The 19,621-nt window shown below is 51.2% G+C and carries 15 protein-coding genes; 8 read left to right on the plus strand and 7 right to left on the minus strand.

All coding sequences use genetic code 11. The annotated features are described in order from the left end of the window. The first annotated feature begins 46 nt into the window (after nt 1-46). From BD749_RS03320 to BD749_RS03335, 4 genes are all read left to right on the plus strand, one after another. Nucleotides 47-370 carry a hypothetical protein gene (locus BD749_RS03320; protein ID WP_245868668.1) on the plus strand — a complete coding sequence of 108 codons (324 nt, stop codon included), beginning with the start codon at nt 47-49 and terminating at the stop codon, nt 368-370. A gap of 322 nt (nt 371-692) precedes the next feature. Beyond that, nucleotides 693-1,757, plus strand: coding sequence for a WG repeat-containing protein (locus BD749_RS03325; protein ID WP_101442943.1), 1,065 nt, complete (start codon nt 693-695; stop codon nt 1,755-1,757). 143 nt (nt 1,758-1,900) lie between these two features. After that, entirely contained in the window at nt 1,901-3,694 is a 1,794-nt protein-coding gene (locus BD749_RS03330) for a TolB-like translocation protein (protein ID WP_101442944.1), read from the plus strand. 9 nt (nt 3,695-3,703) lie between these two features. Beyond that, on the plus strand, nt 3,704-4,435 hold the full coding sequence (locus BD749_RS03335) for a hypothetical protein (RefSeq protein ID WP_101442945.1): 732 nt from the start codon (nt 3,704-3,706) through the stop codon (nt 4,433-4,435). Between the two features lie 96 nt (nt 4,436-4,531). On the opposite strand, the gene BD749_RS03340 is transcribed toward BD749_RS03335, so the two are convergent. Beyond that, nucleotides 4,532-5,428 carry an aldo/keto reductase gene (locus BD749_RS03340; protein WP_101442946.1) on the minus strand — a complete coding sequence of 299 codons (897 nt, stop codon included), beginning with the start codon at nt 5,426-5,428 and terminating at the stop codon, nt 4,532-4,534. 828 nt (nt 5,429-6,256) lie between these two features. Between BD749_RS03340 and BD749_RS03350 the strand changes: the two genes are divergently transcribed. Together BD749_RS03350 and BD749_RS03355 are read left to right on the plus strand one after the other, a co-directional pair. Further along, nucleotides 6,257-6,724: a MaoC family dehydratase gene (locus BD749_RS03350; protein ID WP_101442948.1), complete on the plus strand. Its 468-nt coding sequence runs from the start codon at nt 6,257-6,259 to the stop codon at nt 6,722-6,724. A gap of 35 nt (nt 6,725-6,759) precedes the next feature. Continuing rightward, nucleotides 6,760-8,001 carry a cysteine desulfurase-like protein gene (locus BD749_RS03355; protein WP_101442949.1) on the plus strand — a complete coding sequence of 414 codons (1,242 nt, stop codon included), beginning with the start codon at nt 6,760-6,762 and terminating at the stop codon, nt 7,999-8,001. A gap of 21 nt (nt 8,002-8,022) precedes the next feature. On the opposite strand, the gene BD749_RS03360 is transcribed toward BD749_RS03355, so the two are convergent. From BD749_RS03360 to BD749_RS03370, 3 genes are all read right to left on the minus strand, one after another. Then, nucleotides 8,023-9,537: a SpoVR family protein gene (locus BD749_RS03360; protein ID WP_101442950.1), complete on the minus strand. Its 1,515-nt coding sequence runs from the start codon at nt 9,535-9,537 to the stop codon at nt 8,023-8,025. Between the two features lie 163 nt (nt 9,538-9,700). Beyond that, on the minus strand, nt 9,701-10,966 hold the full coding sequence (locus tag BD749_RS03365; RefSeq protein WP_101442951.1) for a YeaH/YhbH family protein: 1,266 nt from the start codon (nt 10,964-10,966) through the stop codon (nt 9,701-9,703). A 9-nt stretch (nt 10,967-10,975) separates the two neighbouring features. Beyond that, nucleotides 10,976-12,904 (minus strand): PrkA family serine protein kinase, encoded by a 1,929-nt coding sequence (locus BD749_RS03370; RefSeq protein WP_101442952.1) that lies wholly within the window; start codon nt 12,902-12,904, stop codon nt 10,976-10,978. A 570-nt stretch (nt 12,905-13,474) separates the two neighbouring features. Between BD749_RS03370 and BD749_RS03375 the strand changes: the two genes are divergently transcribed. Next, entirely contained in the window at nt 13,475-13,786 is a 312-nt protein-coding gene (locus tag BD749_RS03375) for a hypothetical protein (protein ID WP_101442953.1), read from the plus strand. A gap of 281 nt (nt 13,787-14,067) precedes the next feature. Then, nucleotides 14,068-15,354, plus strand: a complete 1,287-nt coding sequence (locus BD749_RS03380; RefSeq protein ID WP_101442954.1) for a citrate synthase — start codon at nt 14,068-14,070, stop codon at nt 15,352-15,354. A gap of 459 nt (nt 15,355-15,813) precedes the next feature. Here BD749_RS03380 and BD749_RS19710 read toward each other — a convergent pair whose 3' ends face one another. The 3 genes from BD749_RS19710 to BD749_RS03395 form a co-directional block, all read right to left on the minus strand. Further along, nucleotides 15,814-17,739, minus strand: a complete 1,926-nt coding sequence (locus tag BD749_RS19710; protein ID WP_143741222.1) for an OmpA family protein — start codon at nt 17,737-17,739, stop codon at nt 15,814-15,816. A gap of 6 nt (nt 17,740-17,745) precedes the next feature. Next, entirely contained in the window at nt 17,746-18,399 is a 654-nt protein-coding gene (locus tag BD749_RS03390) for a 7-carboxy-7-deazaguanine synthase QueE (protein ID WP_101442955.1), read from the minus strand. 289 nt (nt 18,400-18,688) lie between these two features. Beyond that, complete coding sequence (locus BD749_RS03395) at nt 18,689-19,570, minus strand: bifunctional 5,10-methylenetetrahydrofolate dehydrogenase/5,10-methenyltetrahydrofolate cyclohydrolase (protein ID WP_101442956.1); 882 nt, start codon at nt 19,568-19,570, stop codon at nt 18,689-18,691. Between the last annotated feature and the right edge of the window lie 51 nt (nt 19,571-19,621).

A 19,621-nucleotide genomic window follows, 5' to 3' on the forward strand; every position in this document is an offset into this window, starting at 1 on the left:
TTCTCTTATCTTGCGTTAAAATCTGCATTGACTTCACCTATTCCCTATGACGCATCAACCCCACTACTCTCCTATGGCCCGGCAGCTGTTCGGCCAGTTCCTGGACCAGGAAATAGACCGCGACACCCTGATAGGGCGTTTGCAGGAAATGGAATTGCAGTTGCAGGCTGATGCCGATGACGAGAGCGAAGACGACAACCTGGATACAAGGACATTGCGCATCCGCGTTTTCGGGGGCGATACGCTGGGCATGAGCATCCGGGAGATCGGGCAGGATCTGGAGGACCTCACTCACCCCAACGCCCAGATCCTGTTACGGGGCATTGCATTCGGGCTGGCAGAAGATGAACTGGAGGTGCACTTCGAATAGAAATATTCCGTACCTTTCGCTATACCTTAAAACTTAACGCTATGGCAAAGTCACAAGACGCGAAAAAAGAGGCCAAGAAAAAGCCAGCCAAAACCCCGAAAGAAAAGCAGGCGGCCAAACTCGAGAAGAAAAAGAAAAGCTACGATTAGCGTCCAATCCTGCACGGCAGGTATACCTACTCTATCAAAAAAGCAGCAAACCGAACCGTTCGCTGCTTTTTTGTTTTCAGCGAAGGCCCGGCGCTCTAACTCAAATTGCAAGACTTGTTTATATAGCGTATCTTTAATATTCAGACCCTGTACCGTTTACTAACAAACTACATATGAAGCAACGTCTACTTCTCCTCATTTTCCTATTTCTCCCTTTGGTAACCGCTTTAGCGCAGGTAATAGAAGAACTGGAAGAAATGCCGCCGCAGCAGCTACAGCTGGAGGTATACTACAAGTTGATCGAAAAAAATGGGAAATTTGGCCTGGCTGATGACGAAGGAAAGGTCGTGGTACCGGCCAAGTATAACACTGTGGAATACAAAAAATTTGAGCCATACATAAGAGTAGAGCTGGACGGCAAATTCGGGCTGATGGACGCGGAACAGCATCTCCTTCTCCCAATCCGGTACAGCAAACTGGAAGTGTTCTACAAGCGCACCGATGTGTTTTATGCCGAGTACCAGGAAGAAGGGAAACGCAAAACGGACATCATCTCCGAAACTGGCAGGAGCATATTGCCCGCAGGTGCCATACTACGGGGTTACCATGGCCCTGAGATCATGATCACGGTAAACGGCAAAGAAGCCCTGATAGATGGTGAAAGCGGAACCTACCTGCTCGAACCCATTTATGACAGTGTATACAGCGAGGGAAACCGCTACCGTGTTTGCCTGAACGGCAAGTGTGGTTACATCGACAAAAAGACACACCAAGTACTGGTGCCGCTGATCTATGACGATGCGTATAGCTATTTCAGAAATGGCCTGGTCATATTGGTTTTGAAAGGCAAGGCCGGCGTGTTGGACGAGCAGGGCAATACCGTGATCCCGTTTGCGTATGAGAAGATCAGTTCAGGAAGTGACAATAAGACCTTTAATGTAACGAACACAGCTAAGAAGGAAGCACTTTTTTCGGCAGAGGGAAAACAGTTTACAGCCTGGTACGACTACATTACGAGCGATGATTCTGATCATTTCTATTACTACCGCCAGGATCCCGCTTCCGGCGACGCTTACAAGTTCGGGTACGTAGATAAGTCCGGCAAAGACCTGACGGGTCCGGTATTCGACAAAGCCGTAAAGTTCTACCGCTCAGATGATTGCATCGAACTGCTGAAAGATGGCAAGACGGTGTACCTGAATAGAGCAGGCAAGGTAGTGACCAGGAACTGCAGATAGTCCCGATCAACTTTCCGCTATACCTCGAAATTGCACCAAAAGGCAGGTATAATTACCCATTTTTGCATGAGCATGATTGTAAATATCAGACAATCTGTATATTTGCCCGCTTTTTGCGCCGTGTTAATTATACACATTTGCCTATGCAGCAATTTTTACGCTTTATTTACGGAGTTCTTCCGCTTTTCCTGTTTTCCTGCGACTTCAGCCCATCCGGTAGCCACTACCGCGAGCTGGACCCCACCCCTCGTGCCGATTATAAGCTCAACCTAAACGAGCAAGGCGATACGCTGTATGCCCGCGGCTCCGTTACCTACGAGTTTAATGTACAGACGGGCGGAAAGAAGGTATACGGCGTTGAGTTATGGCTTGGCGAGCGAAGGGTGTACCAGAACCTGAACCGCACCGGCACTGTCAAGATCAATACCGCCGAATTTGCCGATGGGCACCATAACCTCAAAATGATGGTGAGAGCGAGCACCGGCACCGGCAGTCTGTCGGACCACCTCGGCTCCGAACAGTTGGAAGTATACCGGCAGTGGGTAATGGTGATTGAAAACGCTGGCCCCACACCTACCCGGCTGCTTAGCATAAAGGCTATGGAGGGCACCCTGGAGTTGAACTGGGAACCATATGCCCGGCGCTATATCAAAAACTACATTGTGTATAGGTATAACGAACGTGGGCAGCTGTCCCAGAAACTGACACTGAGCCCCAACATTACGACCTGGCAGGATGTGCACTATGTGGGGGGCGATATGTACTACAGCATTGGGGTGGAAGACCTCGATGGGCGCATTGCTGAGAGCGAACGCGTTTTCTTTACTTCTCCTATTCCCCGCCTGCTCAGTTATGAGTACATCGGCGAGTCAGACATGAAGGTAACCTTTAGCAGCTCCAGGTTCCAACGCAATTTCGGATACTACCGGTTCCTGATGACCTACGGCTATAACAATGGCTACGCAGACCACGAGATCACAAACGTGAATGACACCGTGCTCACGATAAAGAACGTCCCTTTCGGCATCAGGCCACAGTACAGCCTTACCTCCTACCCGGAGAAATTCACTACATCCAGCATCCATACCTCCGACTACAACACGCTGCCGGGTATGGGTGAGGAAAACGCTTTTACTCCCTTCGTGCGGTCCCATTATGCGGTAGAGGCCGACCTATTTTACGACTTCTCGCAATCGGAGCTGAAAGTGATCGATGGCCAGAGCCTGGCACTCCTCCGCTCCAAAAATTACACCAGCACCACGGTGGCCATGTCCGCCGACAGCCGCCTGCTATACCTGTATACATCGTCGGGCCTGCTGCGGCTCGACCCGCTTACGCTGGAGGTAGCAGGCACCTGGCAGTTAGCCGACCTGGTGCCTTTGGTAGCTTATAACTCCATGAGTCTGCACGTCAGCAACACCAACCGGTTATTGATCTACCTGCGCAACACAAACGGAATCGACCGGTTTTATGTGGTGAACATGGATACCGGGGCATTGGAGCTGAACGAGGCGCAGAACTACTCAGTCAAAACAGCCACCATCAGTCCGGACGGGCAGATGGTCGCGGCCCCCAACCTCATCTACCTGAAGCAGAGCAATGGCACCTGGTTAAAAGAGAGCAAGACCGGTTTCCATCCGGATGCCGTGCTATACCACCCCAAAGAGCCGCTTTATATTGAAAGGCGCGCAGCAGCTCCCACTTTTTTCAGTACCCGCACCAATACGCCTGTCAGATCGATCCAGCTGCAGGGTGAACAGGTTATCTCGACCATAGACAAGGCAACCGGCTACCTTGTGGTTTATGACTACCAGTATGTTTACATCTATAATTCGGAGGGGAACCAGGTGCTGAAGAAGATCAACGCGATTGGGTCGGCCTCTTTCGTGAAAAACCGCCTTTATGCCAAGGACTATTACTTACCTCTTACTTTTTAGCGCCACATCATGCGAGCTGTTTTCTTTCTTTTTGTACTAATGCTCTCAGGACAGGCTTTTGCCCAACTGCAGGTGACTGTGGAGCCCCGCTTGGGTTACGGCACTTATGCCATGGGCGACATGAAACTGGTACAGTCCGATTACAGGCGAAATGTGGGGGTATGGGCCAAAGCCACTGATGAATTTCCGGCCTATTTTCAGCGGGGCCTGCTGGTGTCGCTGCACCTGACGGAGCAAAACAGGATCAGTCTGTTGTTTGAACAGGGCTCCACCGGTGGCCGGCTTGCTTACGAAGATTACTCCGGCAGTTTGCGTTTGGACCAGCTGCTACGCTATACCTCCTTTGGCGGCATTCTGGGTCGCGAACACAGGCTAAACGGAATAAGCCTGATGTATGGTCTGGAGAGCACCGTGATCCTGAGCAGCTTCCGAATGGAATTGAGCATGCAGGTAGACGGCGATAGCTATACCAACAGCGAGGATTTTAAGGCAGTGGGCCTGGGTGCCAAACCGATGTTGGCCATCGGCTACCACTACAAGCGATTTCTGCCCCGCCTTTCAATCGGCTACCTCATCAACCACAGCCAAAAGCCTTTTCATTTAAAAAACGATGAACTGAGTGTGCTCATGCTGCAAAACCAGGAGCTCGCCCCGGACTGGAGCGGCCTCAGACTGACCCTTTCGCTCGGTTACACAATTGGCGGAAAGCGAGAAGAGCAAGTGCTGCCTGCAGCAAACTAAAGACTCAACAACTCCGACAAAAAGCTGAAGCCGGACTGGAACGGACTGCGACTGAATCTGACCTATTACGTTCCACTCACAAAGTAAAGCACAGTGCTAACGATGATCGCTATACCTGTTGGCCGGCAGCGTCTGTCTTAATATTTCGATTTCATTCAGCCTGAGCTTCGGAGAACTTGCTGCCTGAAGTGCCTCGTCCAACTGCTCACGGGTGCGGATGCCCAGAACGGCAGCCGTAACAGCCGGGTGGTGCAAGGTATAGTGAAGCGCTACGGCAGCTGGGTGCCGCACTGATTGGGCCACCGTATTGACAGCTTCGATCGCCTGATCCACCTCCTCCGAGGTATAGCCCAGGTAGGCTTTGGCGGGTTTACCGGCCAGCAGCCCTTGTGCCAGACTGCCCCGTGCCAGCACCCCAATGCCCTCTTTCTGCAGCAGGTCCAGTACAGCTTCTTCCGGGCGCCGGTCCAGCAGGCTGTACTGCAGCATCACGCTGGCGATGTTGGAGCGCTTCACATATTCACGGATCACGTTGGGGCGGATGGACGAGATACCATAATGCCTGATTTTGCCCTGTTGCTTGAGTAATTCAAAGGCTTCGATGGTTTCGTCGATCGGGTCGTCGATGGTGCCACCGTGGAGTTGGTAGAGGTCGATGTAGTCGGTTTGCAGTCGTTTCAGGCTCTCCTCCACTGCCTTCAGGATGTACGTTTTCGAGGGGTTCCAATCCCAGCCGTTTCTATCGGGCCGCCACTGGTTGCCCACCTTCGTCGCGATGATCACGTTGTCGCGCATACCTGCCAATGCCTTCCCCACTGTTTCTTCGTTCGCCCCTTTCTCGTACAGATCGGCCGTATCAAAAAAGTTAATCCCTTGTTCCAGCGCCTTGTGCAGCAGCTTCACATCAGCCGCCTGGTCACGCCCCAGCGACATACACCCGAATGCGATTTCACTGATGCGTAAGTCTGATTTCCCCAATTGTTTGTAGTTCATGGTAGTCGGGTTGTGTCGAGTATTTTCTATAGCGTGCATTAGATAAGAAGGTTGGATGCTGGGGTGAGTTTCCACTCAGGAGGCAAAACCGTGTGAGAATACAATAACTCTTTGTATAACTGTATCTGTCATTTTTTGCAGAGGGCCCATATATCACAGTATAATTCCTGCTGCTGCCAATCTATGGATTTAATTGCTTTTACTTTTGTATACTTGTGCACGAGTGATATCCCCCTACCCCCTTCGAAGGGGGACTTTTCGGCCAATAACGGTTTACAGGTATAAGTTCATTGTCTGTGCTATTTGGGATGCTAGCTGACTGAACACACCCCTACCCCTCTCTAGTGGGGATTTCTGCTATTGTCAGTTTGTAGGTGTAGGCTCTGGAGCACGAACCACTGGCAGGTATAGCACGACTAACTTGCCCCGCTGGCAATGAAACAGATCACCTCAGCCAGGTGCACCATCGACGATTTTTTGTTTGAGCGGTCAGCGAGTGGGGGTAGGGGCCCTCTATTCAAAATCGTCTTGATTTTTTTGCTTACTGGGGGTAGGGGCCCTCTTTCTTTATCGAGGGCCCCTACCCCCATCAAGGAAAAAAGGAAGTGCCCGCCGCACAGGCGAAGCAATGAAACAAAAAAGATTGAGGTATAGAAAAGCAGCAGCTACGCCAGGTATAGGTATAACAATGCTGGGGCAGCCTCTCCTAGATACCTGTAACAACCGAAGACGTTCGCGCTATAAAAACCCTTCTTAAGTATAGGAATTAACTAATTTTACAGAATAAAACGTAAGTTTATACCGCTAACACAAACACACAAACTGATCATGAGCCAAATCACCATCAACAGCCTGGAGGAACTGGAATCCTATCAGGGGAAAGAACTGGGCGTTTCCGAGTACCATACCATCACACAGGAGCAAATCAAAAACTTCGCAGACGCCACCCTCGACCACCAGTGGATTCATCTGGATGAAAACCGCGCGACCATCGAAACGCCCTTCCGCTCAACCATCGCACACGGCTACCTCACTGTGTCGCTACTGCCTTACCTGTGGGCGCAGATCGTGAAGATCGGAAATGTGAAGATGCAGGTGAATTATGAGATCGAAAGTCTGCGGTTCAACCAGGCTGTTACTGTAAACAGCCGTGTGCGACTGCGCGCCAAAATGCTTTCTGTTAAAAACCTGCGCGGCATTGCCAAAACACAGATCGAGGTTACCCTGGAAATCGAAAACAGCCGTAAACCAGCGTATACTGGCGTGGTGACTTTCCTGTATCACTTCAACGACTAAACGGACTTACGACAGGTCAACCGTATAAACAGCCTATGAGCACTTTAGCAGTAGCAGATCTTCGCGCATGTTTTCCGGCCCTGCAGGAGAAAGGCGGCAAGAAACCATACATCTACTTTGATGGCCCCGGTGGCACCCAAATGGCACAGCAGGCTATAGACGGCATGCTGGCTTACATTACGGGTGGTATGGCCAACCTGCACGGCGCCTTCCCGACCAGCGTAGGCACCGATAACCTGCTATTGGAAGGCCGAAAGGCAGTAGCGGACCTGCTGCACTGTGCTCCCGAGGAAGTAGCATTCGGGCAAAACATGACAACGCTGGCGTTTAGTGTCGCCCGTAGCCTCGGTGGTTTTATAAAAGCTGGCGACGAAGTGGTGGTAACCGAAATGGACCATCGCGCCAATGTAGACCCTTGGGTGACACTTGCCAAGGACAAAGGTGCCCACGTCCGTTTCATTGAGTTGAATCCCGAGACCTATACCTTGAAGCTTGACTATTTGGAGGAACTGATCACCGAGAAGACAAAACTGGTAGCGGTAGGTATGTCGTCGAACGTGACAGGCACGGTGAATGATGTACGCAAGGTAATAGCGCGGGCCAAGGCGGTGAATGCGATCGTGGTATTAGATGCCGTGCATGCCGTGCCGCACCTGCCCATCGATTTTCAAGAGCTAGGGTGCGATATCCTGTTTTGCTCGGCTTATAAATTTTTTGGTCCGCACATCGGTATCGCTGTTATTGCAGCTACGCTGTTTGAGAAACTTCAGGTATACAAGCTGGCTCCAGCCCCACAACAGATACCTGACAAGCTGGAAACCGGCACGCAAAACCATGAAGCCATTGCCGGCCTGATCGGTGCGATCACCTTTATTGAACGATGGGGCGAGGGCGCTTCCCGGAGAGAGCGGCTCACATCTGCCATGCAGCGAATCGAGCGGCACGAGCAGCAACTGACCACCCGACTGGATAATTTTCTACGCCAGATTCCGGAACTGAAATTCTACCGCGCTTCAGAAGCTACATACAAAACGCCCACCTTCGCTTTCACTATTCCAGGTATAAAAGCCCGTGAAGTAACGAGCTGGTTTGCCGAAAACTACAACATGTGCATCGCCGATGGCCACTTCTACGCCTCCACCATGGCCGATAAACTAGGCGTAAACCCGATGGGCGGCTGGGTACGCGTCGGTCTGGCGCCTTATAACACCATGGAGGAAGTAACACGCTTTGAGCAGGGGCTGCAGGAGTTTATCCGAACGAAAGTAAGGCCATAAGGCCTTGCTACTCCCCTGCTGCTACTTCACTTCAAAAGAACTCTCGTTGATGCCTAGTTTATTTTTAGAATGCAACTCCACCGGGAAACCCCAGAGGTAGCGAAGATGCGCCAAAGTCTGTCGTGCACTCTTGCTCTCAAGCTTCCGATCCTTCTGCATGTAATGCGTCAGGTATAGCTTGCTGGTCTGGTGCCGGTCAACGCGAGTTACCTGTATGTTCGGAATGTAATTGGAGCGGTCGTACTGACTAGCCAGTTGCTCCCGCACCCTGCGGTAACCGCGCTCGTTATGGATCGCCCCAATCTGGAACTCAGACTCCCCTTCGTTGTCGATGATCGTGAAGAGCTTCATGTCGCGGATCACCTTGGGAGAAAGGTACTGCAGGATAAAACTGTCGTCGCGGAAGTTCTCCATCACGTACAGCACCTGATCCAGCCAATTTTTGCCGATCAGGTCCGGGAACCAAGCCTTATCCTCTTCAGTCGGCTCCTGGCAGATGCGCTTGATGTCCATGAATATATTGAAGCCCAGGGTATAGGGATTGAGGCCGGAGTAAAATTTGCTGTTATACTCGGGTTGAAAGAGCACACTGCTGTGGCTCTTTATAAACTCGAGCATGAAGCCGTCGTTGAGATAACCTTCCTCGAACATCTTGTTGATGATATGGTAGTGCACAAAAGTGGCGAAACCCTCATTCATGACCTTGGTTGCCCCCTGCGGGTAAAAGTATTGCGCCACTTTACGGACAATGCGCACGATCTCCCGCTTCCATTGCGGCATAGCAGGCGCATACTTCTCAATAAAGTATAGAATGTTCTCTTCCGGCTCTTTCGGGAAACGGCCTTCGTCTAGTACTGCCACATCCAGCTCGGCCACCGCCTGTGGTAGCGTGCGCCAGATCTCGTTGTAATTCTCGTGCCGGATGGCGGTGAGTTTTTTCAGGCGTTCGTTTTCTTCCTTCGCCGACAGCTTAGAAGGCTTCTTGTATTTGTCTACGCCATAGTTCATCAGCGCATGGGCGGCATCGAGCACTCGCTCCACCTCCTCTTCACCGTGCTCCTCCTCGCATTTTAAAATATACTCCCGCGCAAAGGCCATGTAGTCGACAATCGAGTCGGCAGAGGTCCAGTCGAGGAACATGTAGTTGTTGGCGAAAAACGCATTGTGTCCCTGGCAGGCATGGGCGATCACGAGCAGCATCATGCAGGTGGAGTTGTTTTCCATGTTGTAGCTGATGCAGGGGTTGGAGTTAATCACCAGTTCGTACGAGAGCCCCATACGACCCTTGGTGTAGTTGTTCTGGTTGAGTACAAAATCTTTCCCAAACTTCCAGTGCGGGTACGAGGTAGGCAGGCCGGTGAGCGCATACGCATCCAGCATCTGTTCAGACGTCACCACTTCGATCTGGTTCGGGTATATTTTCAGCTTGAGGTACTCCTTCCCTATCCGGCTTATCACCTCATCGGCTGCCTGCAGCGTTTCGTAATCCCAATTCGGATCACAGAACATCGCCCGGTATTTTTCTTTGTCTGTCATGGATCAGGATTTACAGGATTTTAGGATTTTCAGGATTAAGTATTCTTAACCTTTAATTGATTTTTTATATCATTTCGACCTTAGGGAGAAAACTGGGAATGTACAGGTTCAAGGATAACGCAGGGGTAGCAATCGTGTACAGGAAAATCCTGTAAACCCTGATTCAGACGGTGCTCCTCTTCCTGAACAGCCCCTGGAAGACCGGCCAGATCTCGAAGGGCTCGTATACCTGCCGGATCGAAAATGAGTCGTCGTCGCTGATGCGGCTGTAGGCCTGCCACAGGTCGCTCTCGCGCGGGTTGTTGCTGATCTCGATGTAGGCCATGTATTGGATCGTAGGCAGGATATCCTCCAGCAAAAGCTGCTTGCACTCGGTAGCGTCCTGCTTCGACCACACGTCGCCGTCGGAGGCCTGGCAGCAGTACACGTTCCAGCTATCGTCGTAGCGGGTACGCCTGATCTGCTCCATCAGTTTGAGCGATGGCGCCACCACCGTGCCCCCGCTCTCGCGTGAGTTGAAGAACTCGTCTTCGCTCACTTCCTTGGCTTCGGTATGGTGCCGGATGAAGACCAACTCCACATTTTTGTACTGCCGTGTCAGGAAAATGTAAAGCAGCGTGAAAAAGCGTTTGGCAATATCCTTTTCGTGCTGCCCCATCGAGGCCGACACGTCCATGATGCAGAACATCACCGCCGAGGTGACAGGTATGGGCACCCGCTCAAAGTTGTTGTAGCGCAGGTCGATGTCTTCAAAAAAAGGCAGGGTGTTGGCCTGTCGCCGCACCTTCTCCACCTCCTCTGCCAATACTACTTTTTGCTCCGGGTCGGTCGCCAGCGACAGCTGCTCCTCCAACAACGCCAACTTTTTGTCCAGCACGCCCTTCAGGGCCAGTCGACGCCCAAGCGACTGTTGGTAGCTGGTCTTGATGTTGAGTCGCGAAGGAACGCTGTCGCGGGTATAACCGGCACGTCGCATCTCAAAATTCTCGGTGCTGTCCATCAGTTTTTTCACCATGTTGGGCAGCGCCAGGTCATCAAAAAAATACTTCAGAAACTCCTCCCGCGAGAGCACCACGGTAAACTCATCCTCAGTCACCTCCGGACTGTTAGAGCCCTTGCCGCGGCCACTGCCTGCCCCTGCACCCCCTCCTTTCGGTTTAGGTACACGGTCGCCTTCGCTATACTTATCGTTGCCAGGGCGCACGGTCTGCTTTTTACCGGTCTTGGGATCGTGGTGAAAGGTCGGCTCCTCGAGGCCGCGCACAGGCACCTTCACACTACCACCGGTACTGCTGTCCTTGATGCTCTCCTGCGAGATGATGTCAGGTATAGCCTTCTTGATCTGGTTCTCCACCCGCTTCAAAAACTTCTGCCGGTTGCCAGTAGACTTCCCCTTGTCGTTCTTTCGTCTGTCGATGATGTGGCTCATACTCCCCTCCTATGCCATTGTCTTACGCACGCGCATGAACCAGTCTACCAGGATGCGGATTTGCTTGTCGGTGTAGCCGCGTTCGCGCATGCGGCGTGTGAAGTCGCGGTGTTTCTTCTCGTCTTCCTCGTTCGTCTTGACGTTGAAGGAAACGACTGGTAGCAGGTCTTCGGTGTTGGTGAAGATCTTCTTCTCGATCACGGATTTGATCTTCTCGTAGGAATCCCAGCGCGGGCTCTTGCCGCCGTGGTTGGCCTTGTGGCGCAAAAAGAAGTTCGTCACCTCAGAGCGGAAGTCTTTCGGGTTGGCGATGCCTGCCGGCTTCTCGATCTTCTCCAGTTCATCGTTCAGAATGCTTCGGTCGAAGATCTCACCTGAGTCCGGATCGCGGTAGTCGTTGTTCTGCATCCAGTGGTCGGCATACACCACATACTTCTCAAAGATGTTCTGGCCATAGGAGCTATAGGATTCGATGTAAGCTTTCTGGATCTCGTCGGAGATAAACTCGGCATACTTGCTGGCCAGCACCGATTTGATGAGGTGCAAATACTTGCTCTCCGTTTCGGGCGGCAGCATCATTTTAATCACCTCCTGTTCCAGCACATAAAGCAAATGCACAGGGTTGGCCGCAATCTCTTCGCTGTCGAAGTTGAAGACTTTGGAAAGGATCTTGAAAGCGAAGCGGGTCGAGATGCCCTGCATCCCCTCGTTGATACCGGCATCGTCGCGGTACTCCTGTATGGACTTGGCATTCGGGTCTGTTTCGCGCAGCGTCTCACCATTGTATACCCGCATCTTGGAGTAGATACTGGAATTTTCAGGCTCTTTTAGGCGCGACATAACCGAAAACTCGGCCAGCAGCTCAATGGTCTTTGGAGCGCAGGGAGAATCTTTGAGGGAGCTCTCGCGGATCAGTTTTTCATAGATCTTGATTTCCTCGCTCACGCGCAGGCAATAAGGTACCTGCACTTTGTAGATGCGGTCGAGGAAAGCTTCGTTCTTTTTATCGTTAAGGAATTTGGCCCATTCTGACTCATTAGAGTGCGCCAGAATAATACCGTCGAAAGGTATAGCGCCGATGGGTTCGGTACCTTTGTAGTTTTTCTCCTGGGTGGCGGTGAGCAGTGGATTGAGCACTTTGATCGGGGCTTTGAACATCTCCACAAACTCAAGCAAACCCTGGTTAGCCAGACACAGACCACCGGTATAGGAATAAGCGTCCGGGTCGCTCTGCTGGTACTCGGCCAGCTTGCGGATGTCGACTTTGCCTACCAATGTAGAAATATCCTGGTTGTTTTCGTCACCGGGCTCCGTCTTGGAGATGGCGATCTGCTCCTGTATGGAGGGAAAAAGACGGATCACTTTAAAGCGGTTCACGTCGCCGTCGAACTCGCGCAGGCGTTTGGCAGCCCAGGGGCTCATACAGCCCGGTATGTAGCGGGTCGGTATACCGTATTCGTCCTCCAACTCCTCGGCGTAGTCTGCAAACAGCCCCAGCGGACTCTCAAACACCGGACTGATCTGTTCGCCGGCCTTGAGCACGTAGATGGGATTTTGCTGCATAAGGTGCTTCAGTTTTTCGGCCAGGGAGCTTTTGCCTCCACCCACGGGTCCCATCAGGTATAGGATCTGCTTTTTCTCTTCCAGCCCCTGCGCCGAGTGCCGGAAGTACGACACGATCTGCTCGATGGTATTTTCCATGCCATAGAAGTCGCGGAAGGCCGGGTAGATCTTTATTTTCTTGTTGGAGAAAATACGGCTCAGTTTAGGGTCCTGGCGCGTATCGAGCATCTCGGGCTCGCCTATGGCGTCGAGTATACGCTCAGCGGGCTTAGCGTACATTTTGGGGTCTTTCCGGCACTCCTCGAGGTAGGCAGCTACTGTCATCTCGTTTAGGGAGGCACTGTAATTGGTCTTGATCTTTTCTAAAATGTTCATAGGGCGTATTTTTAGAGAATCATTTTATATCTGAGAGCAATAAGCAGTGGCCCGAAAAGAAGAGCCCGTTTACTGCCTGTCAGCTGAATGTCGTCATCATCTTGCGTTATATATTTGGTCTGCACGCCTTCATTCAAAGGAATGCCGCTTTGCATGTTTGTCTGGCACCTGCGCTGTGGCCAGGCCTTTGGTAAATGCTGAGGCTGTGTGCTCACGCACAGGTCTGCGGACAGGAAATGTGTACGCGTACACATGAAGCAGGGCGCTGCTTTCCATTGCCCGGAACAGGGGAAGAGTGGCTCGGCGACAATATGGGCTGTCCCCTGTGCCCTATGTTATGCTATACGTAGAATTTTATCGCTTAGTGGTCAGGTGCGGCCTCTCTTTATTTGCAGAACAGCACACCTGGCTTTTAGATTCAAAATCGGTAATATTTTATAACTTCACATCTATACGTATTTTGTACAAATCCGGCTATACCTATACCTGTTGTTGCTGCCAGAGCCAACGCACCGGGTTGTAGCCTATATCCGACAAACAAAGTACCTATAGAAATCAAACACTAAGCTTATGCAGCAGACAGAACATTGGGATGAAGACAGGTACCAGGAACTCAACACCTATTTCAAGGTGAAAATCCAACACATGCTGGATTCCGACCCTTACATTCGCGACTTGCAGGGCCAGAAAAACGGCTTGCAGCTAAGCGACCTGATTGATAGGATGTCGGAGCGCGAGCAGGAGTTGTGGAGCGAGTTTATCCGGCTGGACCGTATCAAGCTGCACCGCGATATGCAGAATCACCTGGAAGGTAAGGGCACACCTTACAGTCCGCAAAAAGGCTTTGGCGGTAGTACAGATGATGGACCGTCGCTTTGGTAACTTTTACTATAAAAAAGCTTTCAGCAAGAGGTATGAAGAGCGAAGGGAAATTAAGAAATACGCTTTTCATTCACCTGCATTGCTCACATCTTTTTAAAAGCAAGACCTGTTTTCAGAAACTTTTTGCCGTGCTGACGTTTATACAATTGTCATGAAGGGAAAGCCAGGTTAAAATATTATTAACTTAAGATATTCATGCTTCCCTAATTTCATTTTAAACACATTTTTCCATAATTTCGCTTCGTTAAGAGACTATTCACGGACATATAAAAAATAAAGGCATGTCAGAACACGCTGAAATAATTTTAGAGGGGAAGTCCTATAAGTTCCCGGTTGTAACTGGTACTGAGAATGAGAAAGCAATCGATATAGCAGCTTTGCGCTCGGAGTCTGGTTACATCACCCTGGACTCAGGTTATAAAAATACGGGTGCCACCAAAAGTGCGATCACTTTCCTGGACGGAGAGCAAGGAATCCTGCACTACAGAGGCTATCCGATAGAACAACTGGCTGAAAAGTCGAATTTTATTGAAGTAGCCTACCTGCTGATCTACGGCGCTCTGCCAACTAAGCAGGAATTGGATGACTTCAGTGGCAAGATCAAAATGCACACGCTCGTAAACGAGGACATGCGCAAAATTTTGGACGGTTTCCCATCAACGGCACACCCAATGGGTATTCTTTCCGCCATGATCAGCTCACTTACGGCTTTTTATCCGGAGTCGCTTAACCCAAATCAGACGAAAGAAGAAATGGACCTGTCGATCATTCGATTGATGGCTAAAATTTCTACCATTGCTGCCTGGTCTTACAAAAACTCAGTTGGGCATCCGGTAAATTACCCTAAAAACAAGCTGGACTATTGCTCTAACTTCCTCCACATGATGTTCGCCTTCCCAACGGAAGATTACGAAATCAACCCAGTGGTAGTAGACGCTATCAACAAGCTGCTTATCCTGCACGCCGACCATGAGCAAAACTGCTCTACCTCTACTGTGCGTCTGGTAGGTTCTGCCAACGCCAGCCTTTACTCTTCTGTTTCTGCCGGTATAAGCGCCCTGTGGGGTCCGCTGCACGGTGGTGCCAACCAGGCCGTGATCGAGATGCTAGAGGCTATCAAAGCAGACGGTGGCGACTCGAAGAAATACATTGCTAAAGCGAAAGACAAAGACGATCCGTTCCGTTTGATGGGCTTCGGTCACCGCGTGTACAAAAACTTCGACCCGCGCGCGAAGATCATCAAAAAGGCTGCGGACGAGGTATTGACTGCCCTTGGCATCAACGACCCTATCCTGACCATTGCCATGGAACTGGAGGAAGCGGCCCTGAACGATCCGTATTTTGTAGAGCGCAAGCTGTACCCGAACGTAGACTTCTATTCAGGTATTATCTACCGTGCCCTCGGTATCCCTACCGATATGTTCACGGTGATGTTCGCCCTGGGCCGTCTCCCAGGCTGGATTGCACAGTGGAAAGAAATGCGCGAGCAGAAAGAGCCAATCGGCCGTCCGCGTCAGATCTACACTGGCGAAACAGAGCGCAACTACGTGGATATCGAAAAACGATAAGTTTGTAGTGTAACATAATGGAACGGCCCGCTGCTGAATAGTAGCGGGCCGTTTTGTTTTGAAGTGTTTGCTCTTTGCGCAAGGTATGGCGCGGGGGGCCTCGCTTGTGACGGGTATAGTGGGGCCTCTAGCCGAGTGGTGCCTGAGGTATACCTATACCCATGGACCCTCTTAAATGGTACGTGAGAAACTTAAGCCACACAACTATACCTATACCTGAAAAACAGTAGTGGCTGAAAAAATCCACTTCGGGAGGATGCAATCGGCCGAACGGATACAGTATGTGCTTATGACATTCAATGCCAATGGAAAATGTTCCTTTCTCCAGAAGGAAAAGTAACCTCAATTGAGCATTAGTATACCCAAACAAAGGCTTTTCATCTTCCAAATAACGGAGTCAGAAGCTGATAGGAACTAATGCACTTTCCTTCGTAAGTGATAGGAGCTCTATTCCCCTCCTTATAACACCCTCATTTCGATGCGGCGGTTCTGGCTGCGGTTTTCGTCGGAGGTGTTGGGTTTTACGGGCTTGCTTTCGCCATGGCCCACCGAGGTGATGCGGTCTTTGGGTACCTTGTTGCTGCGTAAGTAGTCTGCTACGGAACGGGCGCGGCGCTCTGAAAGGATTTTGTTATCGGCATCGGAGCCAATGTCATCGGTGTGGCCGGAAATCTCGATCCTGATCGATGGGTTTTGCTGCATGAAGGTGATGAGCTTATCGAGCTCGGTTTTCGACTCGCGCTCCAGCTTGTATTGCCCCGTGTCGAAGAAGAGGTTGTTGAGCACAATGGCCGCGCCCGCTTTGATCGGCTTCAGGTATACGTCAAGCGCAACCGGGTCCAGCGACTTGCGCGAGATATAATCAAAGTGCAGGCTGTTCATCAGAAAACCCGGCGCAGACACGTAGAGGCCATACTGCCGTCCTTCGGAGAGCACGATCGTGTACTCACCCGATACCTTATCAGAGTTCACCTGCTGCACCAGCGAGTCGGCATTCACGTCGTAAAGTTGCACCACGGCAGCGATCGGCTTTTTGGTATCAGCATGGTATACGCGGCCCTGGGCATAGGTGCTTTTTACTTTGCTGCGCCAGTTCTCAGGCACATCCAGTTCGTAAAGCTGTATCGTAGAGGCGCCGGCCTCTGTCATCTCCTGGCGGGAGTAATAGCCTTTTTTGTTATCGGCCGTGATGAAGAGCGAGCCTTCGTCGGCATGCGTGTTCAGTGGGTAGCCCATGTTTTCAGGTGCGCTCCATTTGCTTTTGTTATCCTGTGTGGTCATAAACACGTCAAGACCGCCCATGCCCAGGTGCCCATCGCTTACAAAATAAAGTGTACTTCCGCTCACATGAATAAAGGGCGCCATATCGCGGCCTTTCGAGTTCACGGGTTCTCCCATGTTCTCGGGTTTTTGCCAGGAGCCGTCTTCATTCAGGCGGGTTACCCAGATGTCTTCCTTGCCTATACCTCCCGGGCGTGTGGAGGTGAAGTATAAAGTTCGGCCGTCGGCAGAGAGGCTGGGCTGGGAATCCCAAGCTTTGGAATTTACGACGGAGCCCATGTTTTTGGGCTTGCTCCACTCGTCTCCGCTCCTAAAGGAAATATACAGGTCGCAATCGCCCTGGCTGTCGGAGCGGTTGCAGGAAGTGAACACAATGGTTTTGCCATCACCGGAAATGGTGGCAGCTCCCTCGTTGGCTGTGGTATTGATGGCAGGCGAGATAGAACTGGGTGGGCTCCACTGGTTATCGCGAAACTGACTGACAAAAATATTCTCGTCCTGATCCGGCCGGTGGCCTGCGCGTGCGGTAAAGATCAGGTGGCGCTGGTCGGCTGTGGTGGAGGGAAAGTACTGCAGTTCGAAGCGATTGACATTGTTGGGTAGCCTGACCGGGTTAAAGTTGACGGGCTTTTTCATCGCTTCCGCGGCAAAATCCGCAGACTGTATCTGCTGGCGGGCGAAGTCGGTCATGCGGCCGTTGCGTGGCTTGCCCCGCAGGAAATACTCAAAATTTTTACGCGCGTTCTCGTAATCGCCCCGTTCGAAGTATAGGTCCGCCAGGTCAAAGTAACTGTTCATCAGCCCTGCATTAAAAGGCTTCAGCGACAGGCCTTTCTGGAGATTTTCAAACACCTCAGGCTTGTTTCCCATAGCCCGGTGCAGGTGCGCTATCTTCAGATAGGCATCCGCGTACTTCGGGTCGCGTTCAATGGCCTCATCAAGGTAGGCGAGCGCTTTGTTAAAGTCGCGGGCCTGTGCTGCTTCTTCTGCTTTGTAATAAAGCGTGATTGCTTTTCTGGAGTTAGATGCCGACTTACCCTGCGCCAGGCAGGAGGTTGCTATACCAAAAGTGAGCAGAGTCAGAAGAAGCAGTGGCTTAAGCATAGCTTTTTAAGGGATGTCCATGTACTTGTGGGTCTGCAAAGACACACGCCATTGGGGGTTGTTTTTAACGTACTCGACAATAAGCGGCATTAGTTGCGTGGCCTTGCTCCACTCTGGCTGCAGGTATAGTTTGCAGTTGGCTCCTACCCTGGCTGCATGCTCCTCCGCCCACGCAAAATCCGATTTGTTAAATATAATGACTTTTAGCTCATCTGCAAAAGGATAAACAGAAGCATCGGGTGCCTTGAACTTTTTAGGAGACAGGCACACCCAATCCCAGTGACCAATCAGCGGGTAAGCTCCGGAAGTTTCGATCATAGTCCGTATACCTTCCTCCTGCAGTCCGGCTGTGAGCGGGCCTAAATTGTAGAGTAAAGGTTCGCCTCCCGTCACTACGACGGTTTTGCCCGGAAAGGTTTTGGCAGTAGCCACAATGTCAGGTATAGGCGTGAGCGGATGCTGCTCTGCGTCCCAACTCTCTTTCACATCGCACCAGTGACAGCCCACATCACAGCCACCCAGCCTGATAAAATATGCCGCCGTACCGGTGTTGCCACCCTCGCCTTGTATCGTATAGAATGCCTCCATCAAGGGAAGTTCACTGCCGTCTTTCGGCACTGTATGAATAGAGGCAGTTTTGTATGCTTTTGTCGTTTCCAATTTTGTATTCCATCGGCTATACCTCAACCTACAGGTATAGACCTTCCTTAAATGATAATCCGGTAGCGGCCTAACCAGGTATAGCCGCAACGAACTTGCAAAGTTAATTAAAAAAGCAACAAGGTATGGCGCTACTTATGTTCCGTTATCAGTGCCCAGGTCGTAATTTCAAACTCATTTGAATCATCAGGTATAAGTATATGACCCAGTAAGCAGAAAATCTAAGAGCAAAGAAGCCCCTCCCGTTTCTCAGGAGGGGCTTTCTAAAAATTTAAATTTTGAAAAATGCCTAAGCGTATACCTCTTTACGGGCTGCCCTCAGGGTGTTTTTCAGCAGCATGGCAATGGTCAGTGGACCAACACCGCCTGGCACTGGCGTGATGTAGCTGCACTTTGGTGCTACATTGTCGAAGTCCACATCGCCGCGCAGCCTGTAGCCCGACTTGCGGGTAGCATCCGGCACGCGGGTCGTGCCTACGTCGATTACCACGGCGCCTTCTTTTACCATGTCGGCAGTGATAAGGCCAGGTATACCTACAGCGGCGATGATGATATCCGCCTGACGGGTATGATAGGCCAGGTCAACGGTGTTACGGTGGCAGAGCGTCACAGTGGCATTACCCGGATAAGCGGCTTTGGCCATCAGGATGCTCATCGGGGAGCCCACAATATTGCTTCGCCCGATAACGACGCAATGCTTACCGTTGGTCTCGATGCCGTAACGCTCGATCAGTTGCAGGATGCCATAGGGAGTAGCAGGCAGGAAGGAGGTCAGACCGGCTACCATGCGGCCCACGTTTGCTGGGTGGAACCCGTCTACGTCTTTTTTCGGGTCAACTGCCTCCAGTACCTTTTGGGTATTGATGTGCTTTGGCAGCGGCAACTGTACGATAAAGCCGTCCACTACCTCGCTCTCGTTCAGTTCCTTAATCTTGGCAAGCAGCTCTTCCTCGGTCACATCATCTTCATAGCGTATCAGGCTTGAGCCAAAGCCCACGCGCTCGCAGGCCAGTACCTTGTTTGTTACGTACGTGACAGACCCTCCGTCATTGCCTACCAGTATGGCAGCCAGGTGAGGCACCTTGCCCCCATTGGCTTTAATTTCGGCAACTTCATCGGCAATCTCTTGCTGAATGGCTTCGGATGTTTTTTTACCGTCGAGCAGAATCATGTTATTTATTAAAATTATAAGTTAAGGGTTCTGTATTGAAAAATTGACAAA

The sequence above is a fragment of the Pontibacter ramchanderi genome, assembly GCF_002846395.1.
Taxonomy (GTDB): Bacteria; Bacteroidota; Bacteroidia; order Cytophagales; family Hymenobacteraceae; genus Pontibacter; species Pontibacter ramchanderi.

Bases quoted from the DNA above. Each gene is read 5' to 3' on its own strand.
- BD749_RS03320 (WP_245868668.1), top strand. From the start codon at position 47: ATGACGCATCAACCCCACTACTCTCCTATGGCCCGGCAGCTGTTCGGC.
- BD749_RS03370 (WP_101442952.1), bottom strand. From the start codon at position 12,904: ATGAACATTTTAGAAAAGATCAAGACCAATTACAGTGCCTCCCTAAAC.
- BD749_RS03380 (WP_101442954.1), top strand. From the start codon at position 14,068: ATGTCAGAACACGCTGAAATAATTTTAGAGGGGAAGTCCTATAAGTTC.
- BD749_RS03355 (WP_101442949.1), top strand. From the start codon at position 6,760: ATGAGCACTTTAGCAGTAGCAGATCTTCGCGCATGTTTTCCGGCCCTG.
- BD749_RS19710 (WP_143741222.1), bottom strand. From the start codon at position 17,739: ATGCTTAAGCCACTGCTTCTTCTGACTCTGCTCACTTTTGGTATAGCA.
- BD749_RS03340 (WP_101442946.1), bottom strand. From the start codon at position 5,428: ATGAACTACAAACAATTGGGGAAATCAGACTTACGCATCAGTGAAATC.
- BD749_RS03360 (WP_101442950.1), bottom strand. From the start codon at position 9,537: ATGACAGACAAAGAAAAATACCGGGCGATGTTCTGTGATCCGAATTGG.
- BD749_RS03395 (WP_101442956.1), bottom strand. From the start codon at position 19,570: ATGATTCTGCTCGACGGTAAAAAAACATCCGAAGCCATTCAGCAAGAG.
- BD749_RS03365 (WP_101442951.1), bottom strand. From the start codon at position 10,966: ATGAGCCACATCATCGACAGACGAAAGAACGACAAGGGGAAGTCTACT.
- BD749_RS03335 (WP_101442945.1), top strand. From the start codon at position 3,704: ATGCGAGCTGTTTTCTTTCTTTTTGTACTAATGCTCTCAGGACAGGCT.
- BD749_RS03350 (WP_101442948.1), top strand. From the start codon at position 6,257: ATGAGCCAAATCACCATCAACAGCCTGGAGGAACTGGAATCCTATCAG.
- BD749_RS03330 (WP_101442944.1), top strand. From the start codon at position 1,901: ATGCAGCAATTTTTACGCTTTATTTACGGAGTTCTTCCGCTTTTCCTG.
- BD749_RS03375 (WP_101442953.1), top strand. From the start codon at position 13,475: ATGCAGCAGACAGAACATTGGGATGAAGACAGGTACCAGGAACTCAAC.
- BD749_RS03325 (WP_101442943.1), top strand. From the start codon at position 693: ATGAAGCAACGTCTACTTCTCCTCATTTTCCTATTTCTCCCTTTGGTA.